Below are 21,416 nucleotides of genomic sequence, written 5' to 3'. Positions count from 1 at the left end.
CGACGGGAACAGGAAACAGCGGTCCCTGGTGCCCGGACCCCGCCCGTTCCGTCCGCGCCAGCCCCTCCCCCGCCGGCAGGCGGAGGGGAACTGGCGGACCAGCTCTCTCGGCTCGCCGATCTGCGCAGTGCGGGACTCCTCACTGATGACGAATTCGCCACAGCGAAGGCCCGGCTCCTGATGTGAAATCAGCCTGGGAAAGCCAGGCATTCCTCACCGCAAACCCAGACGTTGGAGGTGGTTCCCGTGTTGCGATCCCGCAGTTTCGCCGTTATCAACGCGTTGAAGGCGGCGCCGGCTCATCCGGTCCGCCTGGGCTCGACAGTCGAGCCCACGCGACAAGACGCCAATCAGGCGGGGTGCGCTCATGTCACTCCATGATGCCCCCGGAATCCCGGCCAGCCCTGAGCAGGAGGAAATACTGCGGTTGCGCGCCGAAGTTGCGCGGCTGGAGCTCGAACGCGACGATGCCAGAACGACAAGCCTTAGACCTCCCGGAGGGGGCGCAGGTTTGGCTCGACGCATAGTTGCGATCGTCCTCGTCGTTCTGACTGCCGTCTTTGCTTGCGCGGCTGTGCCCGCCCTGTATCTGCGAAGCGAAATACTCGATACTGGTCGCTACGTGGCCACAGTCGCACCGTTGGCCTCGGACCCTGCCATCCAGGCGGAGATCTCCAACAAGGTCACCACCCAGATCACCGAGGCAGTGGACATTGAAGGCATCACCCGGGATGCCATGACGGAACTCGGCAACGTCGCACCGCGGGTCGCAGCGGTGATCTCGGGGCTGGCGCCCGCTATTGCTGAGCAGACCAAGTCGCTCATCCATTCCGCCGTCTCCAAATTCGTCGCCAGCCCACAGTTCCAGGATCTGTGGATCCAGGTCAACCGGGTCGCGCACCAGGGAATCGTCAACCTTGCCACCGGAAACACCGGCGGCACCGTCGCCATCGATGAGAGCGGCACCGTGACGATCTCCACCAAAGAGATCATTGCCCGGGTCAAGACCATCCTTGTCCAGCAGGGGGTGGACATAGCATCCAGGATCCCTGAGGTTGATGCGCAGATCACCTTGCTGCAGTCTCCCGAACTGCTGAAGGCCACCGAAGCCATCAGTACGCTGGACAGGACGGCCCCCATACTGGCCTGGGTGACAGTGCTGAGCGCCGTCGGCGCCATCGCGGTGGCGCCGCGGGGTTGGAGACGGCGTACGACGAGCCGCGTGGGGTTGGCCCTGGCAGTGGCCATGGCAGTGCTGGCCCTCGGGCTTGCCATCGGGCTGGACATCTTTCTGGGTACCATCCCGTCGGCCACAGTCTCCCCGGCGGCAGCTCAAAGCCTCGTTGATACCCTCCTGACACCGCTCCGAACCGGTGTGCGGTTTGTCTTTGTGGTGGGTCTGCTGATCGCTGTAGCCGCATTCCTGAGTGGCCATTCGCGCCCGGCCGAGGCCGTCCGGCAAGGACTTGCGCGGGCCGGGGACTACCTGACCGGAAAGGTCGGCGCCGGGCAGGCCAGACCATGGCAACACTGGCTGGCCCGCTACCGGCGGATCCTTGAAGCCGTCATCATCGGCGTCGCCGTGCTGGTCCTGATCCTCTGGCAGTACCCGACGGCGGCCGTTGCCATCTGGACGGCGGTCCTTGCGGTGCTGGTGATTCTCCTGATTGAGCTGCTGTGCCGCCCTGCCGTCGTTGCCGGCCAGGCAAACGGCTCCGGCCCGGCAACCGGCTCCGTGACGGGCGGGCCGCCGGAGGATTTGACTCCAACCCGCCCCCTTCCCTGAGGAACCCGCAGGCGCTCGCCGTTCACCGCGATGATCCGGTGCCCCGGGGTCGTGAACCGATCCCGGCCCTACGCTCTTGACGGAGCAAACGCGAACAAGTCTTCTCCGCCCCCGTGCACCACAACGCAGGTGGACTCCGGAACTTCCTGCCAGGCCCCGCGAAGATCCCCCAGCGGTTCGGATACAACCAGCCGGGTATCGTCCGAGAGATCGTGGAGCAGCGGGTGGTCCGGGTACTGGGCGCGAAGTGTTGCGATGTCGGTGCTGTGAAAGAGTGACCGGGGCGTGCCCTCGCTGGAGTAGCGGAACGCCCACGTGGTGTCGCCGTCGGTAGTTGCTACCGTCATCTGAATCCCATGTTCGATGCCATGACGCCGTCCGACGTCTTCGATGAGTCCCACCGCCGCAGCGACCGCCGCCCGTGGCTCCTGCTCCAGGCCCAAGGTCAGCGCAAGGTAGAAGAACATTTCCGAGTCCGTCGATCCCTCGATCTCGGGAAAGAGGCTCGGATCGACGGCCATGGCCAGATCCCGCTTCATCTTCGGAAAGTCGGTGAGGACACCGTTGTGCATCCACAGCCACCGGCCGTGGCGGAACGGGTGGCAGTTCGTCTGCTGGACAGCCGTGCCGGTCGTGGCCCGGATGTGCGCGAAGACGCGGCCGGCCGAGGCCTGCCCTGCTAGCTCACGTAGGTTTCGGTCATGCCACGCAGGCTCCGTGCTGTGGAAGACGCCGGGAAACGGCGCGGTTCCGTACCAGCCGACGCCGAAACCGTCCCCATTCGTGGTTTCAACTCCCATACGGGCGTGTTTGCTCTGCATCACAAGCGAGTTGGCGGGCTTGTACAGGAGGTCCTCCAATCGCACGGGAGAACCCGAATACGCGAGCCAGCGGCACATGTCATTCTCCTTCTGCTCAGGTGGGTATCCTCACAATTCCAGCACCGGGCAAGGCGGCCGCGCATCACCTCCCGCGGGTGAGGCGTCCGCCGATGTCCGGCGTACCGCGTTACAGGCGAAGCACGCGTTGCTTGAGCGCGGTGAATTCCTCGGCCGTCAGTGCGCCGTCGTCCATCAAGGTCTTGGCCTGGGCGATCTGTTCGGCGGGATTGGTCCCGGCCATCCGGCGGACGTAGTCGTCGAGATTTTCCCTTGCCACATCGTTCCGGGCCGCCTGCCGCAGGGACATGGACTGCCCATGGGCTATCAGATAGGCCAGACCACCGATAACCGGCAGAAAAAGCAGAACCAGCACCCAGACTGCCTTGCTCCATCCGGTACGTGTGGAATCAGCGAAAATGTCCTTGACGATCAGAAAGAGGACCACCAGATAGGACACATAGAGTAGAAACGAAATCATGAGCCAAAAGAAGTCCCAGAAAGTCATGGCCATTCCTCCCAGACGCTACACGCCGCGTTCAGCGGGCAGCCGCCCCGATTGGACCGCTTGTTCCAGCGCGGCATGGTCGGCTTCCGTTTGGTCCGCAAAGCTTCTGGCTCAATCTGCCAGCGCATCGTCGAAGGCTTCGCTGCCGCCCAGATACCCGTGAAGGAAGGCGCTGCCGGGGCTTTGCGAGTGGGCCCGTGCGAGTAGGCCCCGCACAGACTGCCGTAGTCCGAGGTCTCCTGGTCGTTCATCTCCGCCAGGGTGAAGGAGCCCTTCATGTCACGGAACTGGCCGATGTAGAAGTCCCGTTTCCGCCCGTCATCACCCTTCACGTCCTTTATCCAGCAAAGCGTGTGACCCGTGACCGGGGATTCGGCCAAGTCATGGGCCATGACTGCTGCGGCACCGCGGTAGAAGGAAAACGGCGTTTCCAGCATCCGCCCCACTCGCACCGGTATGAGGTCAGCCAGACGGGTGGCATGCTGACCTTCCAGGATTCCGACAGGGTCCCGCTCCGGCAGCGTGAGGGCGGCGAAATCCTTGCGTGGCAGCGAATTCCGCGCCTCCCGCCCTGCGGAGCGGGCACGGGCGATCAAATTTTTGTGTTCCTGGCCCTGTGCGGTTTTCACGGCCGGCCCGTGCCGTAGGCGAGTGGATGTGAACAGGCCCCAAGCTTCCAGATAGCCAGCGAATTCATCAGTTCTTTGCCGCGCATGACGGCATCATCCCACAATCCTCCCCCCGCCGGAACAGAGTCCTCCGGCCCCGAACCTGCCCGCTTACCGACGAGGCGGAGCGGATCGGAGGGCCCCTGTTGTGGGGCCGATACGTGCCTGCAGCGGCCCCCGATATCACCCCCGCAGGATGATCCACGCGGCTCGGCACGGGCTAACGATGGTCTTACCTGCACTGTTTGGGCTGCCAGGCGAATGCCCATCTGAGAGGGGCTACCAATGTCGAGACCACAACCTGTCCTGGCACGATTGCAGGCGCTCGCTGCCGCGTCCGCGCTTCTCGCCGGCTGCACGACCGCCAGCCCTCCAGCGGGCACCTCCACGCCGCAATCGAGCACGTCCACTCCGCAGGCAACCGTTTCCCCGGTCTGCGCCGCCGCAGATGCCCTTGCCGACGCCCTGACCGGCTTCAAGGAAGCCCTCGTGCCGGGCGCCACGGTGGAGCAGGTCCGCGCGGCACGGGATCGGGTGGTCAAGACCTACAACGACCTTGTCACGGCGATAGGGGGCGAGGCCAAGGGGCGGGTGGACGCCGTCAGGTCGGCTGAGGACAAGTTCGCTTCGGCCGTCAATGAGATCGACAACGTCACCACACTCACCGCGGCGGCCGACTCTCTTCGGGCCGAAGCTGCCAACGTCCAGGCCGCACTGAGCGACCTCGTGACCGATGTTCAGTGCTGACGACAGTTACGGGCGCGTGTATCCGGCGCCAATTTCGGACAAGCCTGCAAAAAGGTTCAAGCCGCAACAATCGAAAGTAGGGATGCCAAGTGAGTTTCTGGGAAAATTTCTGGGATATCTTCTGGTGGTTCTTTATTGTCTATGCAATCTTCGCCTTCTTATACGCGCTGTTCATTGTCATCGCCGACCTATTCCGCGACCATCAACTGAGCGGCTGGTGGAAAGCCGTCTGGTTCATCTTCCTGGCCTTCGTACCGTTCTTGACGCTCCTGGTGTACATGATTGCCCGCGGCAAGGGCATGACCGAGCGGTCCATGGAACGGGCCCGTCAAGACCAGGAGGCCGCCGATGCGTACATCCGCCAGGTAGCCACTGGGAGCCCAACCGAGGAGATCTCCAAGGCCAAGGCCCTGCTGGACTCCGGAACCATCAGCCCTGACGAGTTCCAAAGGATCAAGACCAGGGTCATGAGCTGACACCTGACACCTCCGTTGACGTGATCGCTTGCAACGTTGGCCTGCGCTCATGAAGATCGATACGTTGTCCGAAGAAAAGTACCCGGATGGCCACCCGGTGTCCATCAAAGATGCCTCCCCGCCGGAGGCCCAGCAGATGCTCGATGAGACCCCGTGCTTCCGGCGCGACAAGGGCGAGGTTTCAAACCAGCGTCCGGGAACCGCCGTTGCCCCAACGGACCCTGTTACACCGTAGTGCAGCTCTGAACGGACCTTTCGGTACCGCTCAGAGCTGCGACGGCAGAGCGCCGGGCGTCAGACCACGACGCTGCTTTTGATCTTTTCGAACTCGTCGGGGCTGATGGCTCCGGAGTCCAGCAGGGCCTTGGCCTTGGAAATCTCTTCGGTTGGGCTCGGTGCGGCCACTTGGCGGATGTACGCTTCCGAGGCTTCCCGGTGCTGGCGGGAGCGTTCCGTCATCCTCTCGGTCATGCCCTTGCCGCGGGCAATCAGGTACACCAGGACGCCCAGGATCGGCAGGAAGGCCAGGAACACGATCCAGACTGCTTTCAACCAGCCGTTCAGCTCCTTGTCGCGAAAGATGTCCCCAATGATAGCGAACAGCGCGAACAGGAACGCGAAGAAAACGTACACATAAATGAACCACCAGAAAATGTCCCAAAAGTTATCCCAGAAACTCATTTGGCTTCCCTACTTTCAATGGATGTGGGCTTTGTACGTGGACGCAGCCTCGGGTGGGAATGGAGCTAACTGCAGGTCTGGGTCGTCGCCTGGCAGCCTGACCATTGGCCGGTATAAACATCTTCTGCCCGGAACCCCGGCGAATTCCTCATCCGCTGAGGGTGAATTCCCGGGTGGGAGCGGCACCGGCAAAACTCAACCCAGGATCGCGCCTTCCCCGGCACCGGAAGGCTTGGAATCCTGAAGCCTCATCATGCGGAAGGAGGTGCCGAGGCCGGCGAGGCCGGCAAGAATCGGAATGAACAATGCGACCTGGAGCGCCAGGGGCCGTGCCTCCGTGTTGATGCGGATGATCTCGTCCGCGACGTCCTCCGGTTGGCCGGCGAGGAGTTCCTCGAGTTGCGCATCGCTCATCACCTGCGCGTCCTGTTCCAGGCTCTGCGAGACCTGCTGCTGCTGATCGGGCGCGAGTACCGTGCTGGACGTGGCCATGCCGATGAAGATGGACGAGAGCGATGCCAGCATGATGCCGCCGGCGAACGCCAGCCCGAACGACAGACCGAACGACCCTGCGGCGGAGTTCACGCTGGCGGCCTCGCTGACCCGTTCGTCCGAAATGGGGGACAGTGTGTAGTTGTTAAGCTGGGATACCAGTAGCCCCAGGCCACCACCTGCGATGATCAGCGGGATCAGGAGCCACCAGCCGGAGTCCGCGCGCGGCACGATCGGAACCAGCACCACCAGACCCACAATCAGGAGCAGGAAGCCCCACCTTATGAGGCTCGCCGGGCGCCGCGTCCCGGGCCTCTTCCCGGCGAGCATGGCCACCGCGAACATCGTGAGCGAAAGCGGGGCGATCGACAGCCCCGACTGCATCGCGTTGTATCCGAGCACCATCTGCAGGTAGATGGGCAGCACGATCATCGTGCCGCCGAGGGCGATCTGCTGGAGCAGCTGGCCCGTGGCACCAAAGCGGAACGCTTTCGACTGGAAGAGATCCGGGTCCAGCAGTGTCGGCTTGTCGCGGCGTTTGCGCTGAATGAGCCAGTAGACCAAGCCGCCGAGTCCGACCGCGCCGACGGCCAGGAGTGCGCCCACCGATTCGCCGCCTTCCTGCCAGACCAGGATGCCGAGCACGACGCCGCCCATGCCCACGATGGACAGGATCGATCCGAAGACATCCAGTTCCCGGGATCCCTCGAATGGCACGTCGCGAACGAGTTTGATGCCGGACAGCACGACCGCGATGATCAGGGCCTCAAGCATGAAAGCGACGCGCCAGGACAGGAACGTGGTGATGAACCCGCCGAGAAGGGGCCCCACCGCAGCGGCGATCGCCGCCGAGGCCCCGACCAGCGCATAGACACGTTTCTGCGCAGCCCCCTCGAAATTGCCGTGGATGAGGGACTGCATGGCGGGCAGCAGGAGCGAGGCGCCCAGGCCGCCGATCACGGCCCAGAAGATGATGATCGGCAGGAGGGTCTGCGCGATCGTCATCGCCACGGCGCCGATGGCGTAACAGACCAGCCCGATCACGTAGGCGCGCTTCCGCCCGATCAAGTCGCCGATTTTTCCGCCGATCAGGATGAAAGCAGCGGAAACCAGCGCTTCGAGCGCAATCGCTGACTGGAGGCCGCTGACGGTCGAGCCAATATCCCTCACCACTGCGGAGATCGAAACGTTCATGATCGATGTGTCGACCACCAGCACAAACATCGCCATCGCCAGCAGCAGCGCGAGCCTGTTGTTAAAGGGCTCCGCCGGAGTGTTAGAGCGCTCCGCCAGGGTGCCGTCGTCGTTCGGCTCTTTCATCTCTCATCGACTCCCGGGCTTGTCGGATGTGCTGTGCCGCTCCCCCAAAGCTAGCCACTCGGTATGCCGGGCAGATCATTCCCGGCGGGTGACCTTGCGGCCAGGCTGCTACCCCTGCTGCTCGTCGCGCGCCTTGTCCGCCGCAGCCTCTTCCGCCTCCACTGCACGGTAGATGTTGCCGTGGATTCGCTCCGCGCCGTTGCGCTCGATCACCCCGTCCCTGGCCAGGGTGGCCCGGACGGCGGGTTTCAGCCGGGCCAGGCGCAGGGTGATGCCGGCCTCCCGGGCGAGGTCCGCGATGTCTGCCATCTTCGCGGCGCCCTGGGAGTCGACGAAATTGATCCCGCCGCAGTCCAGGACGATGCCGGTGAGGCCGGACGTCGAGTGGATCGTCTCGCGCAGCCGATCCTCCAGTGCGTCCGCGGTGGCGAAGAAGAGGCCGCCGTCGAACCGGATCACGGCTACCCCGGGAATCACCTCGTCACCGGGATGCTCGGCCGCTTCGCGGAAGACCTGCGTGCCCCGTTCCCGTCCGAGGGACGGCATCTCCGGGTGGGTCGCCACCCCGATGAGCCAGATGAGCGAGAGTCCGATCCCGATGATGACGCCCGCGAGGACTCCGAAGATGAGGGTGCCGACAATGGCTGCGACGGCAATCCAGAAATCAAACCTTTGCACCCGGGCCAGCCGCCGCATCTCCGGAACGTTCATCATGCCCATGACAACGGCTTCGATGATCAGCGCCGCCAGCACCGGTTTGGGCAGGATCGAGAAGAGCGGCGCCAGAAACAGCAGGGTGAGCAGGACGGTGGCACCGGAGGTGAGTGAGGCCAGGCCGGTCTTCGCTCCGGAGTGGTCGTTGAGCGAACTCGCCGACAGGCTCGTCGACACGGGCATCCCCTTGAAGATCCCCGCGGCCATGTTGGCGAACGACTGGGCAATGGACTCCTGGTTGATGTCAATCTGGTAGCGGTGCTTGGCGGCGAACGCCCGCGCATCCCCCGCGGTCTGGGAAAAGCCGATCAGGACCAGCGCCACCGCCGCGAGGGCCACGGTTCCCGCGTTGTCCCACATCAGCTGGCCGTCCGGGATTTCCGCACGCGGCAGCCCGCTGGGCACATCACCCACCAGCGCCACTCCCTTGGCCCCGAGATCGAACACCGCCGCCGCCAGCAGTCCGCCCACCACGAGGACCAGGGCGCCGGGGACTCGGGGCGCGATCGCCTTCAGCCCGAAGACCACAACGAGCGAGACAACGCCCGCGACGACAGTGGTCTGGTGCGCCTCGCTCAGGGTCCCGAGCCACGACCGCAGTTCCTGGATCGGGTTGGAGCCGGTGACCTCGGTGCCGGTGAGCTTTGGAAGTTCCCCGATCACAACGTCGATCGCCGCGCCGAAGAGGAAACCGGTGACCACCGCCCGCGAGAGGAATTGCGCAATCCAGCCCATCCTGAGGACGGCAAGCAGCAGGAACAGGACTCCTGAGGCGAGGGTGATTCCAGCGACGAACGACGCGACATCCGGCCCGCTGGTGATGTTGGCCGCGAGCACCGCACTCGCGGCCACCGCCGCCAGGCCCGAACTTGGGCCCATCGAGATCTGCCGGCACGAGCCGAAGATCCCGTACACGATCGCGCCGGCAGCCGCCGCATAGAGTCCGTTCTGCAGCGGGATCCCCGCGATTCCGGCATACCCAAGATTCTTGGGAACGATCAGGGCCGCGACGGTCAGCCCGGCGATTAGGTCGCCCCTCAGCCAGTCGTGGTCGTAGGAGCGGAGCTGGCCGGCGATGGGCAGCCCGGTCGGGCGTCCCCGCTGCGATTTCTTCATCTCTCGTCCCCTGTCGCGTTCTCTTTAGGACCCCGTGGCGGTCCTGTCCGTTCCGGGTGCCGCGGTATTGCCGGCGGTGTCGGTGTGCTGGGACTGCGGATGTGCCGGCGGGTCGGCCGCGAGCTCGTCAACGTCGACGGCGGCGAGGTTGCGGATCAGAACGATCAGCCAGGCAAAGACCAGCGAAGCGGCAATGAGCTCCACGGCGGTGAGGTTGTAGTAGCCGACCGGAAAGTACAACACCACGGCGAAGGCGATGACCGCCAGGAAGACCAGCCCCAGCACGTTGAACGTCGCCGGGATCGAGGGGACCAGCGACCGCATGCGGACAATCAGGGTTCCGAACACCACCACCATGCCGGACGCTGCCGCGGTGTGGAGCCAGAACTGCTCATCGACGGGGAACAATCCCACGCAGGCGAGGAGAATGCCGATGAGGATGATGCCGCCTTCCAGCCGCCGGACCCGGCGGCGCGAGGGCGCGGTGTCCGCCGTCGATTGGAGCGTCCTGGTCGAGTATCCGGCCAGGGTGGTGACCACGACGCCGGCAACGATCAGCGTGACGTTGAACGCCGCTCCGGAGACGTCGGAACTCGTGCCCAGGGCACTGAGGTTTTCCTGCCACCACTGCGGGTCCTCTGCGGTGAGCATGCTCGTCAGCACACCCGTGACGAGGAAGACGGCGAGGAGCGCGGCGAGTCGGTAGGCGTTCATGGTGACTGCCGACAGGTACGCGATGTAGGCACTGATGGCCCCCGTGGCCCCGACGAGGATTGCCGCGGCCAGGGGGTACAGCACTGCACCCGCGAACGCCCGCTGGAAAATCGAGAACAGCGCCAGCCAGCCGAGCAGAAAGACACAGGCATGGGCCAGCGCGAGGGCGGCGATGTCGATGTTATGGCGTGTCCGGCCGCCCGCGGCGGGCTCAGAAGATTCCTGTGCACGGCGTTGTAGGGAACCTGCCACCACCGCTGCGGCACCCAGGACCGCCGTCCCGAGCGCGGCGATGTCGCCCGCCGAACCCCGTCCGGACAAGGCGACAGGCTCCCGCCCCACCAGCAGGAACGCGACCACGCCGAGGAGAAGGAAGCCCGCACTGCCGATGACGAGGGCCCGCGACTCGGCCGTGACTGCACCATGCTTCTTCAGTGTCATCATCCTTCACTTCGCCTCGCCTGGGCTGTGGGGGTCCCGGAGAGCCGCCGTCACCGGCGGCTCGTCCTGCTGGGGCGAAACTCCGCGGGCTCGGTCTGATTCCGGATACCGCCAACGCTACGACCGCCCGGGCCCGGTGCCGTCACCCGGCAAGGATGAATCGCTCCCACCGAACCTTGTGAAGCACACCAGATTCCTCTCGCCGTTCTTGCATACAAGGTGTTGAATGGTAGTAGGTCCGCGCCCCTGCTGTAACGTTGCGGCGTATGGGACCGAGTACCTCTACTTGCCGGGCCGTGGGGTCCGGTGTGAGACGGGGTCGGCGACGCATGAGAGCCCTCTGAGACCGGGGTTCTCTCCCCCAGCGGTCGTCGGCCCCCTGGCCACTGGCCAAGGGCGCCTCTGCCGCCAGGCGTGATCGGGCTCCTGAGACGCCCGGCAAGGGCCTGGAGCCTAGCCGCGGTTCACGGCCGTAGCCGCCCGCACCGCCTCGCGCAGGGAAGTCGTGGGCCGGCCGATGAGCCTGCTGAGGTCACCGCTGGTGACGAGGAGTTCACCCCGCGCGATGCCCCGGTCGCTGTCCGCATGGATGGCCGCGTAGCCGGCGGGCAGTCCGGCACCCACCAGCAGCTCCGCGTATTCCGTCACGGGCAGGTCCCGGTAGGTCACCGGCCGCCCGGCGGCGGCACTGACTTCCTCCGCCAGCTCGCAGAGGGTGAAGGGCACGTCGCCGCCGAGCTCGTAGACCTTCCCGGCCTGGTCATCGCGGAGGAGCACCGCCGCGGCGGCGCGGGCATGGCCGGCTCGGGTGGCCGCGCTGACCCGGCCGTCTCCCGCGCTGCCGGCATGGCGCCCTGCTGGAGGTAGCTGCCCAGCTGGTCCGTGTAGCTCTCCAGATACCAGCCGTTGCGGAGCAGTGTGAACGGCAGACCGGATGCCGACAGGGCCTCTTCCGTGGCCTGGTGTTCCGCCGCCAACTGCAAATCCGTGCGGCTGGCGTTGGCGATGCTGGTGTAGGCGATCAGCCCTACGCCGGCATCCTTGGCTGCCTCGATGGCATTCCGCTGCTGCTCAAGGCGCTGGCCGACGTCACTGCCGGAGATCAGCAGCACCTTGCCGGCACCGGCGAAGGCCCGCCGCAGGGAGGCCGGGTCATGGTAGTCGATCTGGCGGGCCTGGACGCCACGGCCGGCGAGGTCTGCGACCTTGGCCAGATCCCGTCCGGCGGCCACGATCTGCCCCGCGGGCACGCACGCCGCTTTCGAGAAGGGCTTCAACAGCTAGGCCCTCAAGCTGTCCGGTCGCGCCGGTGATAACGATGGTCGTGATGGTCCTTTCACGGGCATGGCTGATATCCATACGAAACGGCACCGCGACGGCGATACTTCCCGAAAGAGAGTACGCACTTTGAAGTAAGGTACTGCTATGAAAGTTAGTACAGAGGGCGTCCTGGCTCCCCGGCAGGGCGCAGATGGGATCTTTCCGGCCGGTTGCCCCAGCCGCACGGTCCTCGATCACGTCTCCAGCAAATGGGGCGTGCTGATTCTGGTCGCGCTGTGGAACGGCCCGCAGCGCTGGAGCGAACTTCGACGTCGGGCCGAAGGCATCAGCGAGAAGATGCTCGCCCAAACCCTCAGAACACTGGAAGGGGACGGCTTCCTCCATCGCGAGGCCCAGCCGGTCATCCCGCCCAGGGTCGAATACCGCCTCAGCGACCGTGGCCGGGAGCTTGCCGCTGTGCTGCTTCCGCTGGTGACCTGGATTGCGGAGCACGCCGACGAAATCGTCCGCTCCTCCGGCGCCGCCGGCTCCGGGGAGGCCGTGGACGCCGCGGACGGATCAGCAGCGCCGTGACGGAACTCGATCTTGATGTGCGCTGGTACGCGGGTACGGGGTCCGGGCGCCGCGGCGCGGCCCCGCCGATCCAGGTGCACCAGGCCGCGCCCGGCACGGTTCTGCTCCGGCAGAGCATCAAGACGAATTTCGAGGCACCGTTCCTCTATCTGCTGTTCGGCGAGGACCGTGCCTTCCTTCTTGATACGGGCGCGACGGCTGACGCCTCCGGATTTCCCCTGCGGGCGGTAGTGGACACCCTCATGGACGGCTGGCTGCGCGCACACCCCAGGGCTGGTTACGAACTCATCGTCGCCCACTCGCACGCCCACGGGGACCACGTCGCCGGTGACGGGCAGTTCACTGACCGGCCCCGCACCCGCGTCGTGGGACATTCCGCCGCGGAGGTTGCCTCGTTCTTCGGGATCGCCGACTGGCCCCGCGGCACGGCCCGCCTGGACCTTGGCGGCCGGGTGCTTGAGGTGATACCGACGCCGGGGCACCATCCTTCCGCCGTCGCCATTTATGACGAGGCCACGGGCATGCTGCTCACCGGCGACACGGTCTATCCCGGCCGGCTCTATGTGCAGGATTTTCCGGCCTTCGAGGATTCGCTGCGTGCCCTCTGCGACTTCAGCGCGGCACATCCGGTCAGGGCGGTACTTGGCGCCCACATCGAAATGTCGGCCCGGGCGTTCAGGGACTTTCCGCTCGGCTCAACCCGGCACCCCGGTGAAGCGCCCCTTCCCCTGACGGTCGGGGATCTGCACGCGGTCCGGGACGCGGCCGGCCGGATCGCCGGCCGCCCCGGGGCGCACCGTTACCCGAATTTCATCATCTGGAACGGGCCCTGCCGGCTGGAGTCCGCTGCCCAGTCCGTCCGTTTCGGGCTGTTCCGGGCTGTCGGCCTCTTCCGGTCACCGGGCCGGTAGCGCTGCCCCAAAGCCTGCGGCAGCGACACGTCACGGCCACCGGCTCTCGGCCACGGAGGACCGGTTGTAATCCGTGTGCCACACTCCGGTGGCCTGACCGCCGCCGTCGGTGACGACGTATTCGGGCCAGCGGTCGAACGCCGAGCAGGGGTGGGATATCCCGAAGTCGACCACATCGGTGACGTCCAGCCCGCTCACCCCGGTAAGGACGGCGTGGTGGTCGAACAGGTTCCGCACCTCGGCGGTCGCCCCGTCCCTGGAGGCGCCGTCCGCGGTGTGGGCTGACAGGAAGACCGGCAGCCCGGCGTCGTAGGGCAGGTCCCGTTTGCCGGCCCCGACGACGGCCATACCCGTTTCGGGGGTGGACAGGACGACGGCCCGGACCGACAGCGCGGGAATTAGGCCCGGCACCGGGCTGACGCTGGCGTAGGTGCCATGATCGTGGGTGACGTAGCAGCCGGACCGGAGGATCCTCCGGGTTCCGGGCACCAGGCTGTCCTCCGGAAGGTACTCCACAACGCGGTCCGGGAAGGCGGACCCGCCCATGGAGTAGACGGGGGCGGCGGTCTCGAAGTACTGCGCGGCGGCCAGATAGACATCCCGCACCAGCCTGCAGTGCCGGTCGACGGCGTCCACCGTGGACTCCGACCGGCTGTTGGGCACGACGCCTTCGTAGCCGGCAACACCGACGAGCCGGAGGCCTGGCGTCCCGTGGACCAGCCCAGCCAGGCGAAGGGCCTCGTCGAGGCTCCGGGTACCAGTGCGGCCGCCCGGTGTCCCGACGTCGATCAGCACCTCGAGGCTGACGGTGGCCCCGGCGAACACCCGGGCTGCCGCCTCGACACCGGCAGCGGAATCCACGAAACACCGGATTTCCCTCCCGGAATCTTCCTCCAGCCAGGAGCGGAGACGCAACAGGCCGCGTTGGTCCACGATCTCGTTGGCCACAAGAACGTGCCGGTGTCCCCAGCCCAGGGCCGCTGCGACCTGGTCCGCAGTGGCGACACTGACGCCGACGGCGCCGGCAGCCAGCTGACGGGCGATGACCGGCGCGGACATCGTTGTCTTGACGTGGGGGGCCAGCTCCACGCCCCGCTGCCGGCACCAGGCGGCCATCACCCGGATGTTGTTGTCGAGGGCAGCGATATTGAGCCGCAATTGTGGATACGCCGGGGCTGCCGGCAGCCCCGGCGCGACATTGTCATCGGCTCCGCTCTGGGGCTGGATCGGGCTGCTCACGGGGCTATTCTGCCATGGCACCGGCCGGATTCGACCTGCCAGGTTCGCCGCCCGGGAGGATAATGGCACCGAGAGCCAGCAGCCACTGCGGACAGGAGGGGACCGAATGGAAACACCGCCGCGCATCACGCTGGAGGTCCCGGTACTCACCATCGGCTCCGGACCCGCTGACTACGAGGAACTGGGCAGCCAGGTCGACGCGTTGCGCCGGCAACAGGGGCTGCACCTGACCCTGCTGCACATCGGCGTCCTGGCGGACTTCGCCCGGGACGTCGCGGAGTGGACCAGGGGCATCACCACCGCCGAGGACGCCGCCGCCACGGCGGTCTCCTGGTTGGAAGGGCTGCCCGTGCTGGCAGGTTTTTCCGGGACGTCCAAGCGTCTGGTCCTGCTGGGCGGCGGACGCGTCAGCGGGCTGGAAGTGGAGGTGCCCCCGCATGTGCGGGACTACCAGGTTTCCCTCGTGACGTCGCTGCATGAACTGCTGGACGAGCTGCTGGTGGACAACGTCGATGACTTCATCCTCGGCTCAGGCGCCCTCGGTTTCCGGTACCCCCGCTGGACACCGCACATCGCCGTCGGCCGCCCCAAGTCGAGGGGCCGCGGACCATGGCCCATCAACCCGTTGGCCATCGACTTCGGCGAATCACGGATCCGGAACCGCCAGTTCCTCCCGGCCAGCGGCGGCGGGGCAGTGCGGGACCACTACCCCGGGCCGCCCCGGACAGGACGTGCGCCATGACAGTTCGGAGCGCTGGCATCCTGCTGTACCGCCGGCGCGGAGGAGGCGACGTTGAGGTGTGGATAGCCCATATGGGCGGACCGTTCTGGGCGCGCAAGGATGCCCGCGCCTGGTCGATTCCCAAGGGCGAGTACCTTCCAGACGAGGACCCGCTGGCCGCCGCGGAACGCGAGTTCGGCGAGGAAGTGGGGACCCCTGCACCGTCCGCCAGCTACGACGAACTCGGCGCCTTCCGGCAACCCTCGGGAAAGGTCATCACGGTCTTCACGGCCGAGTCCGATTTTGCTCCCGAACGGATCCTGAGCAACACCTTCGCCCTCGAGTGGCCGAAGGGATCCGGCACGGTCCGGAACTACCCCGAGGTCGACGATGCCACATGGACCGGGGTGGAGGAGGCCCGCAGCAGGCTGGTCAGCGGCCAACTGCCGATCCTTGACGCTCTGATCCAACGTCTCGAGAGCTGCGGCACCTGATCGGCGCGTCCCCCGGCCCTCTCCCTGACCGCCGGCTGCCATTGCTGGGCCGGCAGCGGACTGCCATCCTTGGGTAATCCGTACTCCCGGAAGCGAACGAAAGGGAAAGACGATGCCGCTCTATCTGTCGAAGTTCAGCTATACCCCTGAGACCTGGGCCAGGATGATCCAGAACCCGGAAGACCGCGGCAAAGCCGCCCAGGCCTATATCGAATCGGTCGGCGGTAAGCTCCACGGCTTCTGGTACGCCTTCGGCAGCCACGACGGCTACAACCTGTGGGAGGCCCCGAACAACGTGTCCATGGCCGCGGTGGCGCTGGCCATCACGGGAGGCGGAGCATTAAGTTCGCTGGAAACAACGGTGCTGCTGACCGTCGACGAAACGCTGGACGCCTTGCGGATGGCCGCGGAGGTCGGGTACCGGGCTCCCGGCACCTGACGATCCCGTCCCACGCACAGACAGGACTCCCCCGATGAATGCCATCGAACCGGCCGGGCGGCCTGAGCTGTCTGCCGTCCATCGCGCGGCGAGCCTCAAAGAGCGCGTCTACATCAGCTTCACCAGCCTGGCTGTGGTGCTGGCCCTGCGGAGCCACGCAGACGAGACGACGCCCGCTGCCGCGGCCGTGACCCTCAGCATCGTGGTCATAGGTTCCCTGCTCGGGATCTTCGTCGCGGACCTGCTGAGCCATCTGACGGTCCACGCCCAGCTCCCCAGCGGCCAGGAACTGCACCACATGATCGCCGTCAGCACGGAGGCCCTCAGCGTCCTGGTGACTCCGCTCCTGCTCCTCACGGCGGCCGGCCTCGGACTCTGGTCGACTGCCGTGGCCTTGCAGTGGGCAACCGTCGTCCTTGTGGTAACACTCCTCGTCGTCGGCTACCTCGCGATCCGGCGACTCGACCTGCCGTTCCGCCACAAAGCCCTGATCATGTTTGCCGAAGTAGTGTTAAGCCTGGTGGTCATCGGGCTCGAACTGCTGGCGCACAATCTCTGACCGCGGCACCGCGGCACCGCGGACCGCCCAGCCGGGGGATCAAGCCGAGCTTCCATTCGTTGGGGAGGGTAGCGGCCCACCATTCACCCCACCCAAGGAGATTGTTTGCTGATCGTGCTCACCGGAATTGACGGTTCAGGAAAAACGACGGCGGCACGCGCCCTGGTAGGTGCCGCCCGTGGCGAGGGGAACGGCGCCCTTTTTCTCGGAAATTATGCCGGTCGCCGACAGATGTCCCTCATCAGTGCCAGGCTCGGGGTTCACGTGCCTCCGCGGCTGGCGGACGTTCTTGAAACGACAGTCCGGACCGTTAACGTCCTGAATTCGCACCGCCGCGCGAGGCGATTTCACGGCCTGGTGGTCATGGACCGGGACCTGCACTGCCAGCTCGCGCTGCGCCGGATGCACGGACTGCCCCGGGGCCGGGTGCTTCCATTTCTCATCCGTGCGCTCCCCCAGCCCGATCTGCTCATCTACCTCGACATTGCCCCCCGCGAAGCGCACGCACGGGTCCTCGCGCGAGGCACCGACTCCGAGCGGCTCGAAGACCTCGAGTCCCTGCGCGGGGCGTACCGATCCCTCCCGGAATTCCCGGGGTTTACCAGCATCCCCGCCGACGGGACACCGGCCGAGGTGCTGGCCCGACTGCAAGCCGCCATCACCCGTGCCTTCGGAGGGCCCGCCGGGGAACACTCCCCCGCCGGCCCCGCCTGAGTCCGCAAGGCCCCGCCTGAGTTCGCACTGACCGGCCACCCGGCCGGGCCCGCCTGAGGCCGCACGGGCCACAGACCCGGCCGGGCCCGGCACCCTAACGTGCGAGGTACTCCTCGTGCTGCCGGTGCGCTTCCGCGACCAGCGCCCGGATTTTGTCAATGTCCTTGGCCTTGTTGCGGTACTTCGGATCCATGCCCAGAATCTGGGACTCTTCATCGGTCAGCAGCCGGTAGATGCGCTCACGTTCGGACGAATCGGCGGTGTATTCCAGGTCAAGATAATTGACGGCGTGCCGGCGCGCATTGTTGATGGAGGTCTGGGCTTTGCCGGCCTTGCTCAGCAGCGACGCCACGACGGTCAGGACAAGCACCCCAACGATGACGGTCAGGGACGTGGCCGTGCTGATCTCGATGACGGGAACCGGCTGGCCGTCGTTGATGAACGGCAGGTTGTTCTCGTGCAGGGCGTGGAGCACCAGCTTGACCCCGATAAAGGCAAGGATGACCGCCAGGCCGTACGCGAGGTAGATGAGGCGGTCCAGGAGCCCGTCGATCAGGAAGTACAGCTGGCGCAGGCCCATCAGGGAAAACGCCGTGGCGGTGAACACGACAAACACATTCTGGGTCAGCCCGAAGATCGCCGGGATTGAGTCCAGGGCAAACAGGATGTCGGTTCCGCCGATGGCCACCATGACCAGCAACATCGGCGTCAGCGCCCTCTTGCCATTCTGGATGGTGAAGAGCTTGTCCCCGTCGTAGTGTTCCGTGGTGTGGAAGAGCTTCCGGGCGATGCGGATCATGAAATTATCGGCCGTGTCCTCGCCGTGGGCGTCCGGCCGGAGCAGGTTGCCCGCAGTGATCAGCAGGATCAGTCCGAAGATGTAGAACACCCACGCGAAGGAATTGATCAGCGCAGCGCCCAGGAGGATGAACCCGGTGCGGGCGATCAGCGAGAAGATGATGCCGAAGAGCAGCACCTTCTGCTGGTCTTCGCGGGGCACCCGGAAACTTGCGATGATGATCAGGAAGACAAAGAGGTTGTCGACCGAGAGTGCCTTTTCCGTGATGTAGCCGGCGAAGTACTCCGACCCCATCTCGGTGCCGCCGAAGATCCATACGAGGACACCAAAGACGACGGCCAGGCCCACGTAGAGGGCCGACCACGCGGCGGCCTCCTTAAGCGCGGGCACATGGGCCTTGCGGATGTGGAAGAAGTAATCGAAGGCCAGCAGCGCCAGGATCACGGCAATGGTGACGGCCCAGATAAGGGGGGAAACGGTCATGGTGCTCAACTTCCGTGAAGGATCCGGCCAAGGCGGCCGGTTCGGTCCGGTATTTCAGATGGTCCGAGGAGTGTAAGCGCTGGTGGCATCTTGCACCTCGCCGACGAGTTCCTCAATGATGTCCTCGAGGAACAGCACGCCCGTTGTCGTGCCATGGGCGTCAAAGACCCTGGCCACGTGGGCTCCTGTGCGGCGCATCACGGCCAGCGCGTCCTCGAGCTCGCTCCCGCTGAAGGCTGAGGCCAGCTTCCGGATCCGCTTGGCGGCTACCGCCTCGCGGAACGCGGCCGGCGTCGTGAGGTCCATGACGTCCTTGAGGTGCAGGTAGCCGGTGGGGGCGCCGTCGTCGTCCGTGAGGATGTAACGGGAGTAGCCGTGCGCCGCGACCGCCCGCTGGATGTCGGCCGGGGTGGCCGTCGATGGCAGCAGCACCATCGAATCGATCGGCACCTCCACGTCGGCGACGGTCTTGGCCGTGAATTCGAAGGCCGCAGTCAGGGTCCCGCTGGTATCCGTCAGCACCCCGTCCCGGGTGGACTGCTCCACGATGTTCGCGACCTCGTCTAGGGTGTAGGCGCTGGTCGCCTCATCCTTCGGCTCGACTTTGAACAGCCGCAGAATCGAGTTGGCGATGCCGTTGAGGGTCCAGATGACCGGTTTGAAGACACGGGCCACGAGCACCAGCGGCGGGGCCAGCAGCAGCGCCGCCCGCGTCGGAACGGAGAAGGAGATGTTCTTCGGCACCATCTCGCCGAACACCACGTGCAGGAAGGTCACCAGCAGCAGAGCAACGACGAACGCGACGATCCCGATCGTCTCGGCCGACAGGGAGGTAAGGCCCAGGGGGATCTCCAGCAGGTGGTGGATCGCCGGTTCTGAGACGTTCAGGATGACCAGGGAACACACCGTGATGCCAAGCTGGCTGGTCGCCAGCATTAGGGTGGCGTGCTCCATCGCCCAGAGGGTGGTTTTGGCGGCTTTGCTTCCCGCCTCGGCCTTCGGCTCGATCTGCGACCGCCGGGCGGAGATGACGGCGAATTCGGCACCGACGAAGAAGGCGTTGACGACCAGCAGGACGACGAGCCAGATGATGCCTGGCAGATATTCACTCATGGGTCAGCTCCTGGGTGAGACTGTCGATGATCCGGTCATGGGCGCTCCGCGGGGGTTCCCTGGATTCGTCCGGGGTAAACCGGAGCCGCTCGACGTGCGTCCCCACTACGCGTTCCACCCGCAGCGTCCCGCCGTGGATGGCCACCTCGTCGCCGAGTTCGGGAATCCGGTCCAACCGGTCAGTAACGAACCCGGCCATCGTGTCGTACTCCTCGCCGTCCGGGACGGTGATGCCGGTCCGGTCCAGGAGTTCATCCGGCCGGAGGGAGGCATCAAAGGTCAGCGAACGGCCCGTGCGCACGACGCCGGTGCGGGCACGGTCATGCTCGTCTTCGAGCTCCCCGACGATTTCCTCCACCAGGTCCTCGAGCGTGACAATGCCGGCGGTGCCGCCATGCTCGTCCGAGACGATCGCCACCTGCAGGCCCTGCCGGCGCAGGAGACCCAGGAGGGTGTCGACGCCCATGGATTCAGGCACCCGCAGCGGCTCGATCATCAGGTCGGACGCAGAGACGCCCGACCGGTCGTCGAGGGCCACCGCGAAGGCCTGTTTGACGTGCAGCACACCGACGACGTCGTCCCGGTCCCGGCCGATCACCGGGAAGCGCGAATAGCCAGTGGCGGTCGCCAGGCTGACGATCTGCTCGGCCGTGTCGTCGGCTCCGATCGTGGCCATCCGCACGCGCGGGGTCATCACGTCGGCGGCGCTGTGGTCGGAGAACCGCAGTGTCCGGTGCAGCAGGGCAGCGTGGTCCAGGTCGAGGACGCCTTCCAGTGCGGAGCGACGGACCAGGGAGCTCAATTCCTCGGCACTGCGCGCGCCCGAGAGCTCCTCCTTGGGTTCGATGCCGAAGGACCTGATGATGGAATTTGCCGTGTTGTTGAACAGGACAATCACGGGCTTGAAGACCGTGGTGAACAGCGTCTGGAACGGAACCACCAGTCTTGCCGTGGCCAGCGGCAGCGCCAGGGCGAAGTTCTTGGGGACGAGTTCGCCAATCACCATAGAAAAAATCGTGGCCAGGAAGATGCCGACGACGGCGCCCACCCCGGGGACAACGGCCTCGGGGACACCGGCGCTCGCCAACGGTCCACTCAGCAGTTTGCTGATGGCCGGCTCGAAAGTGTACCCGGTCAGCAGGGTGGTCAACGTGATGCCGAGCTGCGCGCCGGAGAGGTGCGTCGACGTGATCTTGAGGGCCTTGATGGTCGGCGTCAGCCGTTTTTCGCCGCGCGCCTGGCGGGCCTCAAGGTCGTTGCGGTCCAGGTTGACCAGGGCGAATTCGGAGGCAACGAACATTCCCGTGCCGACTGTCAGGACGAGGCCGACGCCGATCATGATCCATTCATACATTCGGGCGCCCCTCTCCTGCGGTGGCCGGTATTCCGGTCAGGAAGTGGAGGGGCAAGGGCATATGTGAGGGAGGGTCATCCATAGTGCCTGCCAGTCTATCCGCCCGGCCCCGTGACGTCGCGGCGCGCCACCGCCACCTACGCCACGGCGCCGCGGGGCGGACTACCGGTTCGCTGGAGAGCAAGGGCGGCCGGC

Annotated in this window: 24 protein-coding genes; 11 read left to right on the top strand and 13 right to left on the bottom strand. The window is 65.9% G+C overall.

Translation table 11 applies throughout. The features are described from left to right. The first annotated feature begins 622 nt into the window (after positions 1-622). Entirely contained in the window at positions 623-1,786 is a 1,164-nt protein-coding gene (locus tag QK291_RS03015; RefSeq protein WP_282379053.1) for a hypothetical protein, read from the top strand. 68 nt (positions 1,787-1,854) lie between these two features. Here QK291_RS03015 and QK291_RS03010 read toward each other — a convergent pair whose 3' ends face one another. From QK291_RS03010 to QK291_RS03000, 3 genes are all read right to left on the bottom strand, one after another. Next, a complete protein-coding gene (locus tag QK291_RS03010) occupies positions 1,855-2,685 on the bottom strand; it encodes a class II glutamine amidotransferase (RefSeq protein ID WP_282379051.1) in 831 nt (276 codons plus the stop codon). A 109-nt stretch (positions 2,686-2,794) separates the two neighbouring features. Next, a complete protein-coding gene (locus tag QK291_RS03005) occupies positions 2,795-3,172 on the bottom strand; it encodes a PLD nuclease N-terminal domain-containing protein (RefSeq protein WP_282379049.1) in 378 nt (125 codons plus the stop codon). Beyond that, positions 3,169-3,801 carry a DUF2252 family protein gene (locus tag QK291_RS03000; RefSeq protein ID WP_282379047.1) on the bottom strand — a complete coding sequence of 211 codons (633 nt, stop codon included), beginning with the start codon at positions 3,799-3,801 and terminating at the stop codon, positions 3,169-3,171. Before QK291_RS03000 ends, QK291_RS03005 begins: the two co-directional genes overlap by 4 nt. Before the next feature lie 324 nt (positions 3,802-4,125). Here QK291_RS03000 and QK291_RS02995 point away from each other — a divergent pair, with 324 nt between their 5' ends. The 3 genes from QK291_RS02995 to QK291_RS02985 all read left to right on the top strand — a co-directional run bounded on the left by QK291_RS02995 (position 4,126) and on the right by QK291_RS02985 (position 5,298). Next, the gene (locus QK291_RS02995; RefSeq protein ID WP_282379045.1) at positions 4,126-4,587 is read left to right on the top strand and encodes a hypothetical protein; all 462 of its coding nucleotides are present in this window, start codon (positions 4,126-4,128) and stop codon (positions 4,585-4,587) included. Between the two features lie 89 nt (positions 4,588-4,676). Next, positions 4,677-5,063 carry a hypothetical protein gene (locus QK291_RS02990; protein ID WP_282379043.1) on the top strand — a complete coding sequence of 129 codons (387 nt, stop codon included), beginning with the start codon at positions 4,677-4,679 and terminating at the stop codon, positions 5,061-5,063. Between the two features lie 49 nt (positions 5,064-5,112). Then, positions 5,113-5,298, top strand: coding sequence for a hypothetical protein (locus tag QK291_RS02985; protein ID WP_282379041.1), 186 nt, complete (start codon positions 5,113-5,115; stop codon positions 5,296-5,298). A gap of 59 nt (positions 5,299-5,357) precedes the next feature. Here the strand turns inward: QK291_RS02985 and QK291_RS02980 are convergent, their stop codons facing one another. The 6 genes from QK291_RS02980 to QK291_RS19040 all read right to left on the bottom strand — a co-directional run bounded on the left by QK291_RS02980 (position 5,358) and on the right by QK291_RS19040 (position 11,791). Then, entirely contained in the window at positions 5,358-5,744 is a 387-nt protein-coding gene (locus tag QK291_RS02980) for an SHOCT domain-containing protein (RefSeq protein WP_282379040.1), read from the bottom strand. 195 nt (positions 5,745-5,939) lie between these two features. Then, the gene (locus tag QK291_RS02975; RefSeq protein WP_282379037.1) at positions 5,940-7,556 is read right to left on the bottom strand and encodes an MFS transporter; all 1,617 of its coding nucleotides are present in this window, start codon (positions 7,554-7,556) and stop codon (positions 5,940-5,942) included. Positions 7,557-7,664: 108 nt separating this feature from the next. Continuing rightward, positions 7,665-9,386: a SulP family inorganic anion transporter gene (locus QK291_RS02970; RefSeq protein ID WP_282379035.1), complete on the bottom strand. Its 1,722-nt coding sequence runs from the start codon at positions 9,384-9,386 to the stop codon at positions 7,665-7,667. Between the two features lie 24 nt (positions 9,387-9,410). Further along, positions 9,411-10,541 (bottom strand): DUF998 domain-containing protein, encoded by a 1,131-nt coding sequence (locus tag QK291_RS02965; RefSeq protein WP_282379033.1) that lies wholly within the window; start codon positions 10,539-10,541, stop codon positions 9,411-9,413. 453 nt (positions 10,542-10,994) lie between these two features. Further along, positions 10,995-11,189, bottom strand: coding sequence for a hypothetical protein (locus QK291_RS19045; RefSeq protein ID WP_348994551.1), 195 nt, complete (start codon positions 11,187-11,189; stop codon positions 10,995-10,997). 17 nt (positions 11,190-11,206) lie between these two features. Beyond that, positions 11,207-11,791, bottom strand: coding sequence for an NAD(P)H-binding protein (locus tag QK291_RS19040; protein ID WP_348994550.1), 585 nt, complete (start codon positions 11,789-11,791; stop codon positions 11,207-11,209). A gap of 175 nt (positions 11,792-11,966) precedes the next feature. Here QK291_RS19040 and QK291_RS02955 point away from each other — a divergent pair, with 175 nt between their 5' ends. Together QK291_RS02955 and QK291_RS02950 are read left to right on the top strand one after the other, a co-directional pair. Continuing rightward, the gene (locus QK291_RS02955) at positions 11,967-12,395 is read left to right on the top strand and encodes a helix-turn-helix domain-containing protein (RefSeq protein WP_282379031.1); all 429 of its coding nucleotides are present in this window, start codon (positions 11,967-11,969) and stop codon (positions 12,393-12,395) included. Beyond that, positions 12,392-13,306 (top strand): MBL fold metallo-hydrolase, encoded by a 915-nt coding sequence (locus QK291_RS02950; RefSeq protein ID WP_282379030.1) that lies wholly within the window; start codon positions 12,392-12,394, stop codon positions 13,304-13,306. Before QK291_RS02955 ends, QK291_RS02950 begins: the two co-directional genes overlap by 4 nt. 30 nt (positions 13,307-13,336) lie before the next feature. Here QK291_RS02950 and QK291_RS02945 read toward each other — a convergent pair whose 3' ends face one another. Then, the gene (locus tag QK291_RS02945; RefSeq protein WP_282379028.1) at positions 13,337-14,545 is read right to left on the bottom strand and encodes an alanine racemase; all 1,209 of its coding nucleotides are present in this window, start codon (positions 14,543-14,545) and stop codon (positions 13,337-13,339) included. Between the two features lie 106 nt (positions 14,546-14,651). Between QK291_RS02945 and QK291_RS02940 the strand changes: the two genes are divergently transcribed. From QK291_RS02940 to QK291_RS02920, 5 genes are all read left to right on the top strand, one after another. Next, positions 14,652-15,287 (top strand): hypothetical protein, encoded by a 636-nt coding sequence (locus QK291_RS02940; protein ID WP_282379026.1) that lies wholly within the window; start codon positions 14,652-14,654, stop codon positions 15,285-15,287. Beyond that, a complete protein-coding gene (locus QK291_RS02935) occupies positions 15,284-15,760 on the top strand; it encodes an NUDIX domain-containing protein (RefSeq protein ID WP_282379024.1) in 477 nt (158 codons plus the stop codon). The genes QK291_RS02940 and QK291_RS02935 overlap by 4 nt, the downstream gene beginning before the upstream one ends. Before the next feature lie 112 nt (positions 15,761-15,872). Next, a complete protein-coding gene (locus QK291_RS02930; RefSeq protein WP_282379023.1) occupies positions 15,873-16,199 on the top strand; it encodes a GYD domain-containing protein in 327 nt (108 codons plus the stop codon). A 34-nt stretch (positions 16,200-16,233) separates the two neighbouring features. Beyond that, the gene (locus QK291_RS02925; RefSeq protein ID WP_282379022.1) at positions 16,234-16,758 is read left to right on the top strand and encodes a hypothetical protein; all 525 of its coding nucleotides are present in this window, start codon (positions 16,234-16,236) and stop codon (positions 16,756-16,758) included. Positions 16,759-16,872: 114 nt separating this feature from the next. Next, positions 16,873-17,472 (top strand): thymidylate kinase, encoded by a 600-nt coding sequence (locus QK291_RS02920; RefSeq protein WP_348994554.1) that lies wholly within the window; start codon positions 16,873-16,875, stop codon positions 17,470-17,472. Positions 17,473-17,566: 94 nt separating this feature from the next. Here QK291_RS02920 and QK291_RS02915 read toward each other — a convergent pair whose 3' ends face one another. Genes QK291_RS02915 through QK291_RS02905 form a run of 3 tightly spaced genes read right to left on the bottom strand, consistent with a single transcriptional unit; the run spans position 17,567 to position 21,221 of the window. Further along, positions 17,567-18,754 carry a TerC family protein gene (locus QK291_RS02915; protein ID WP_282379018.1) on the bottom strand — a complete coding sequence of 396 codons (1,188 nt, stop codon included), beginning with the start codon at positions 18,752-18,754 and terminating at the stop codon, positions 17,567-17,569. A 54-nt stretch (positions 18,755-18,808) separates the two neighbouring features. Continuing rightward, positions 18,809-19,867, bottom strand: a complete 1,059-nt coding sequence (locus tag QK291_RS02910; protein WP_282379017.1) for a hemolysin family protein — start codon at positions 19,865-19,867, stop codon at positions 18,809-18,811. After that, positions 19,860-21,221: a hemolysin family protein gene (locus QK291_RS02905; protein WP_282379016.1), complete on the bottom strand. Its 1,362-nt coding sequence runs from the start codon at positions 21,219-21,221 to the stop codon at positions 19,860-19,862. The genes QK291_RS02910 and QK291_RS02905 overlap by 8 nt, the downstream gene beginning before the upstream one ends. Positions 21,222-21,416 lie beyond the last annotated feature (195 nt).

The sequence above is a fragment of the Arthrobacter sp. AL12 genome (assembly GCF_029960645.1).
Taxonomy (GTDB): Bacteria; Actinomycetota; Actinomycetes; order Actinomycetales; family Micrococcaceae; genus Arthrobacter.
The sequence above is the reverse complement of the archived record's forward strand: the minus strand, read 5'-3'. Positions and strand labels throughout refer to the sequence as shown.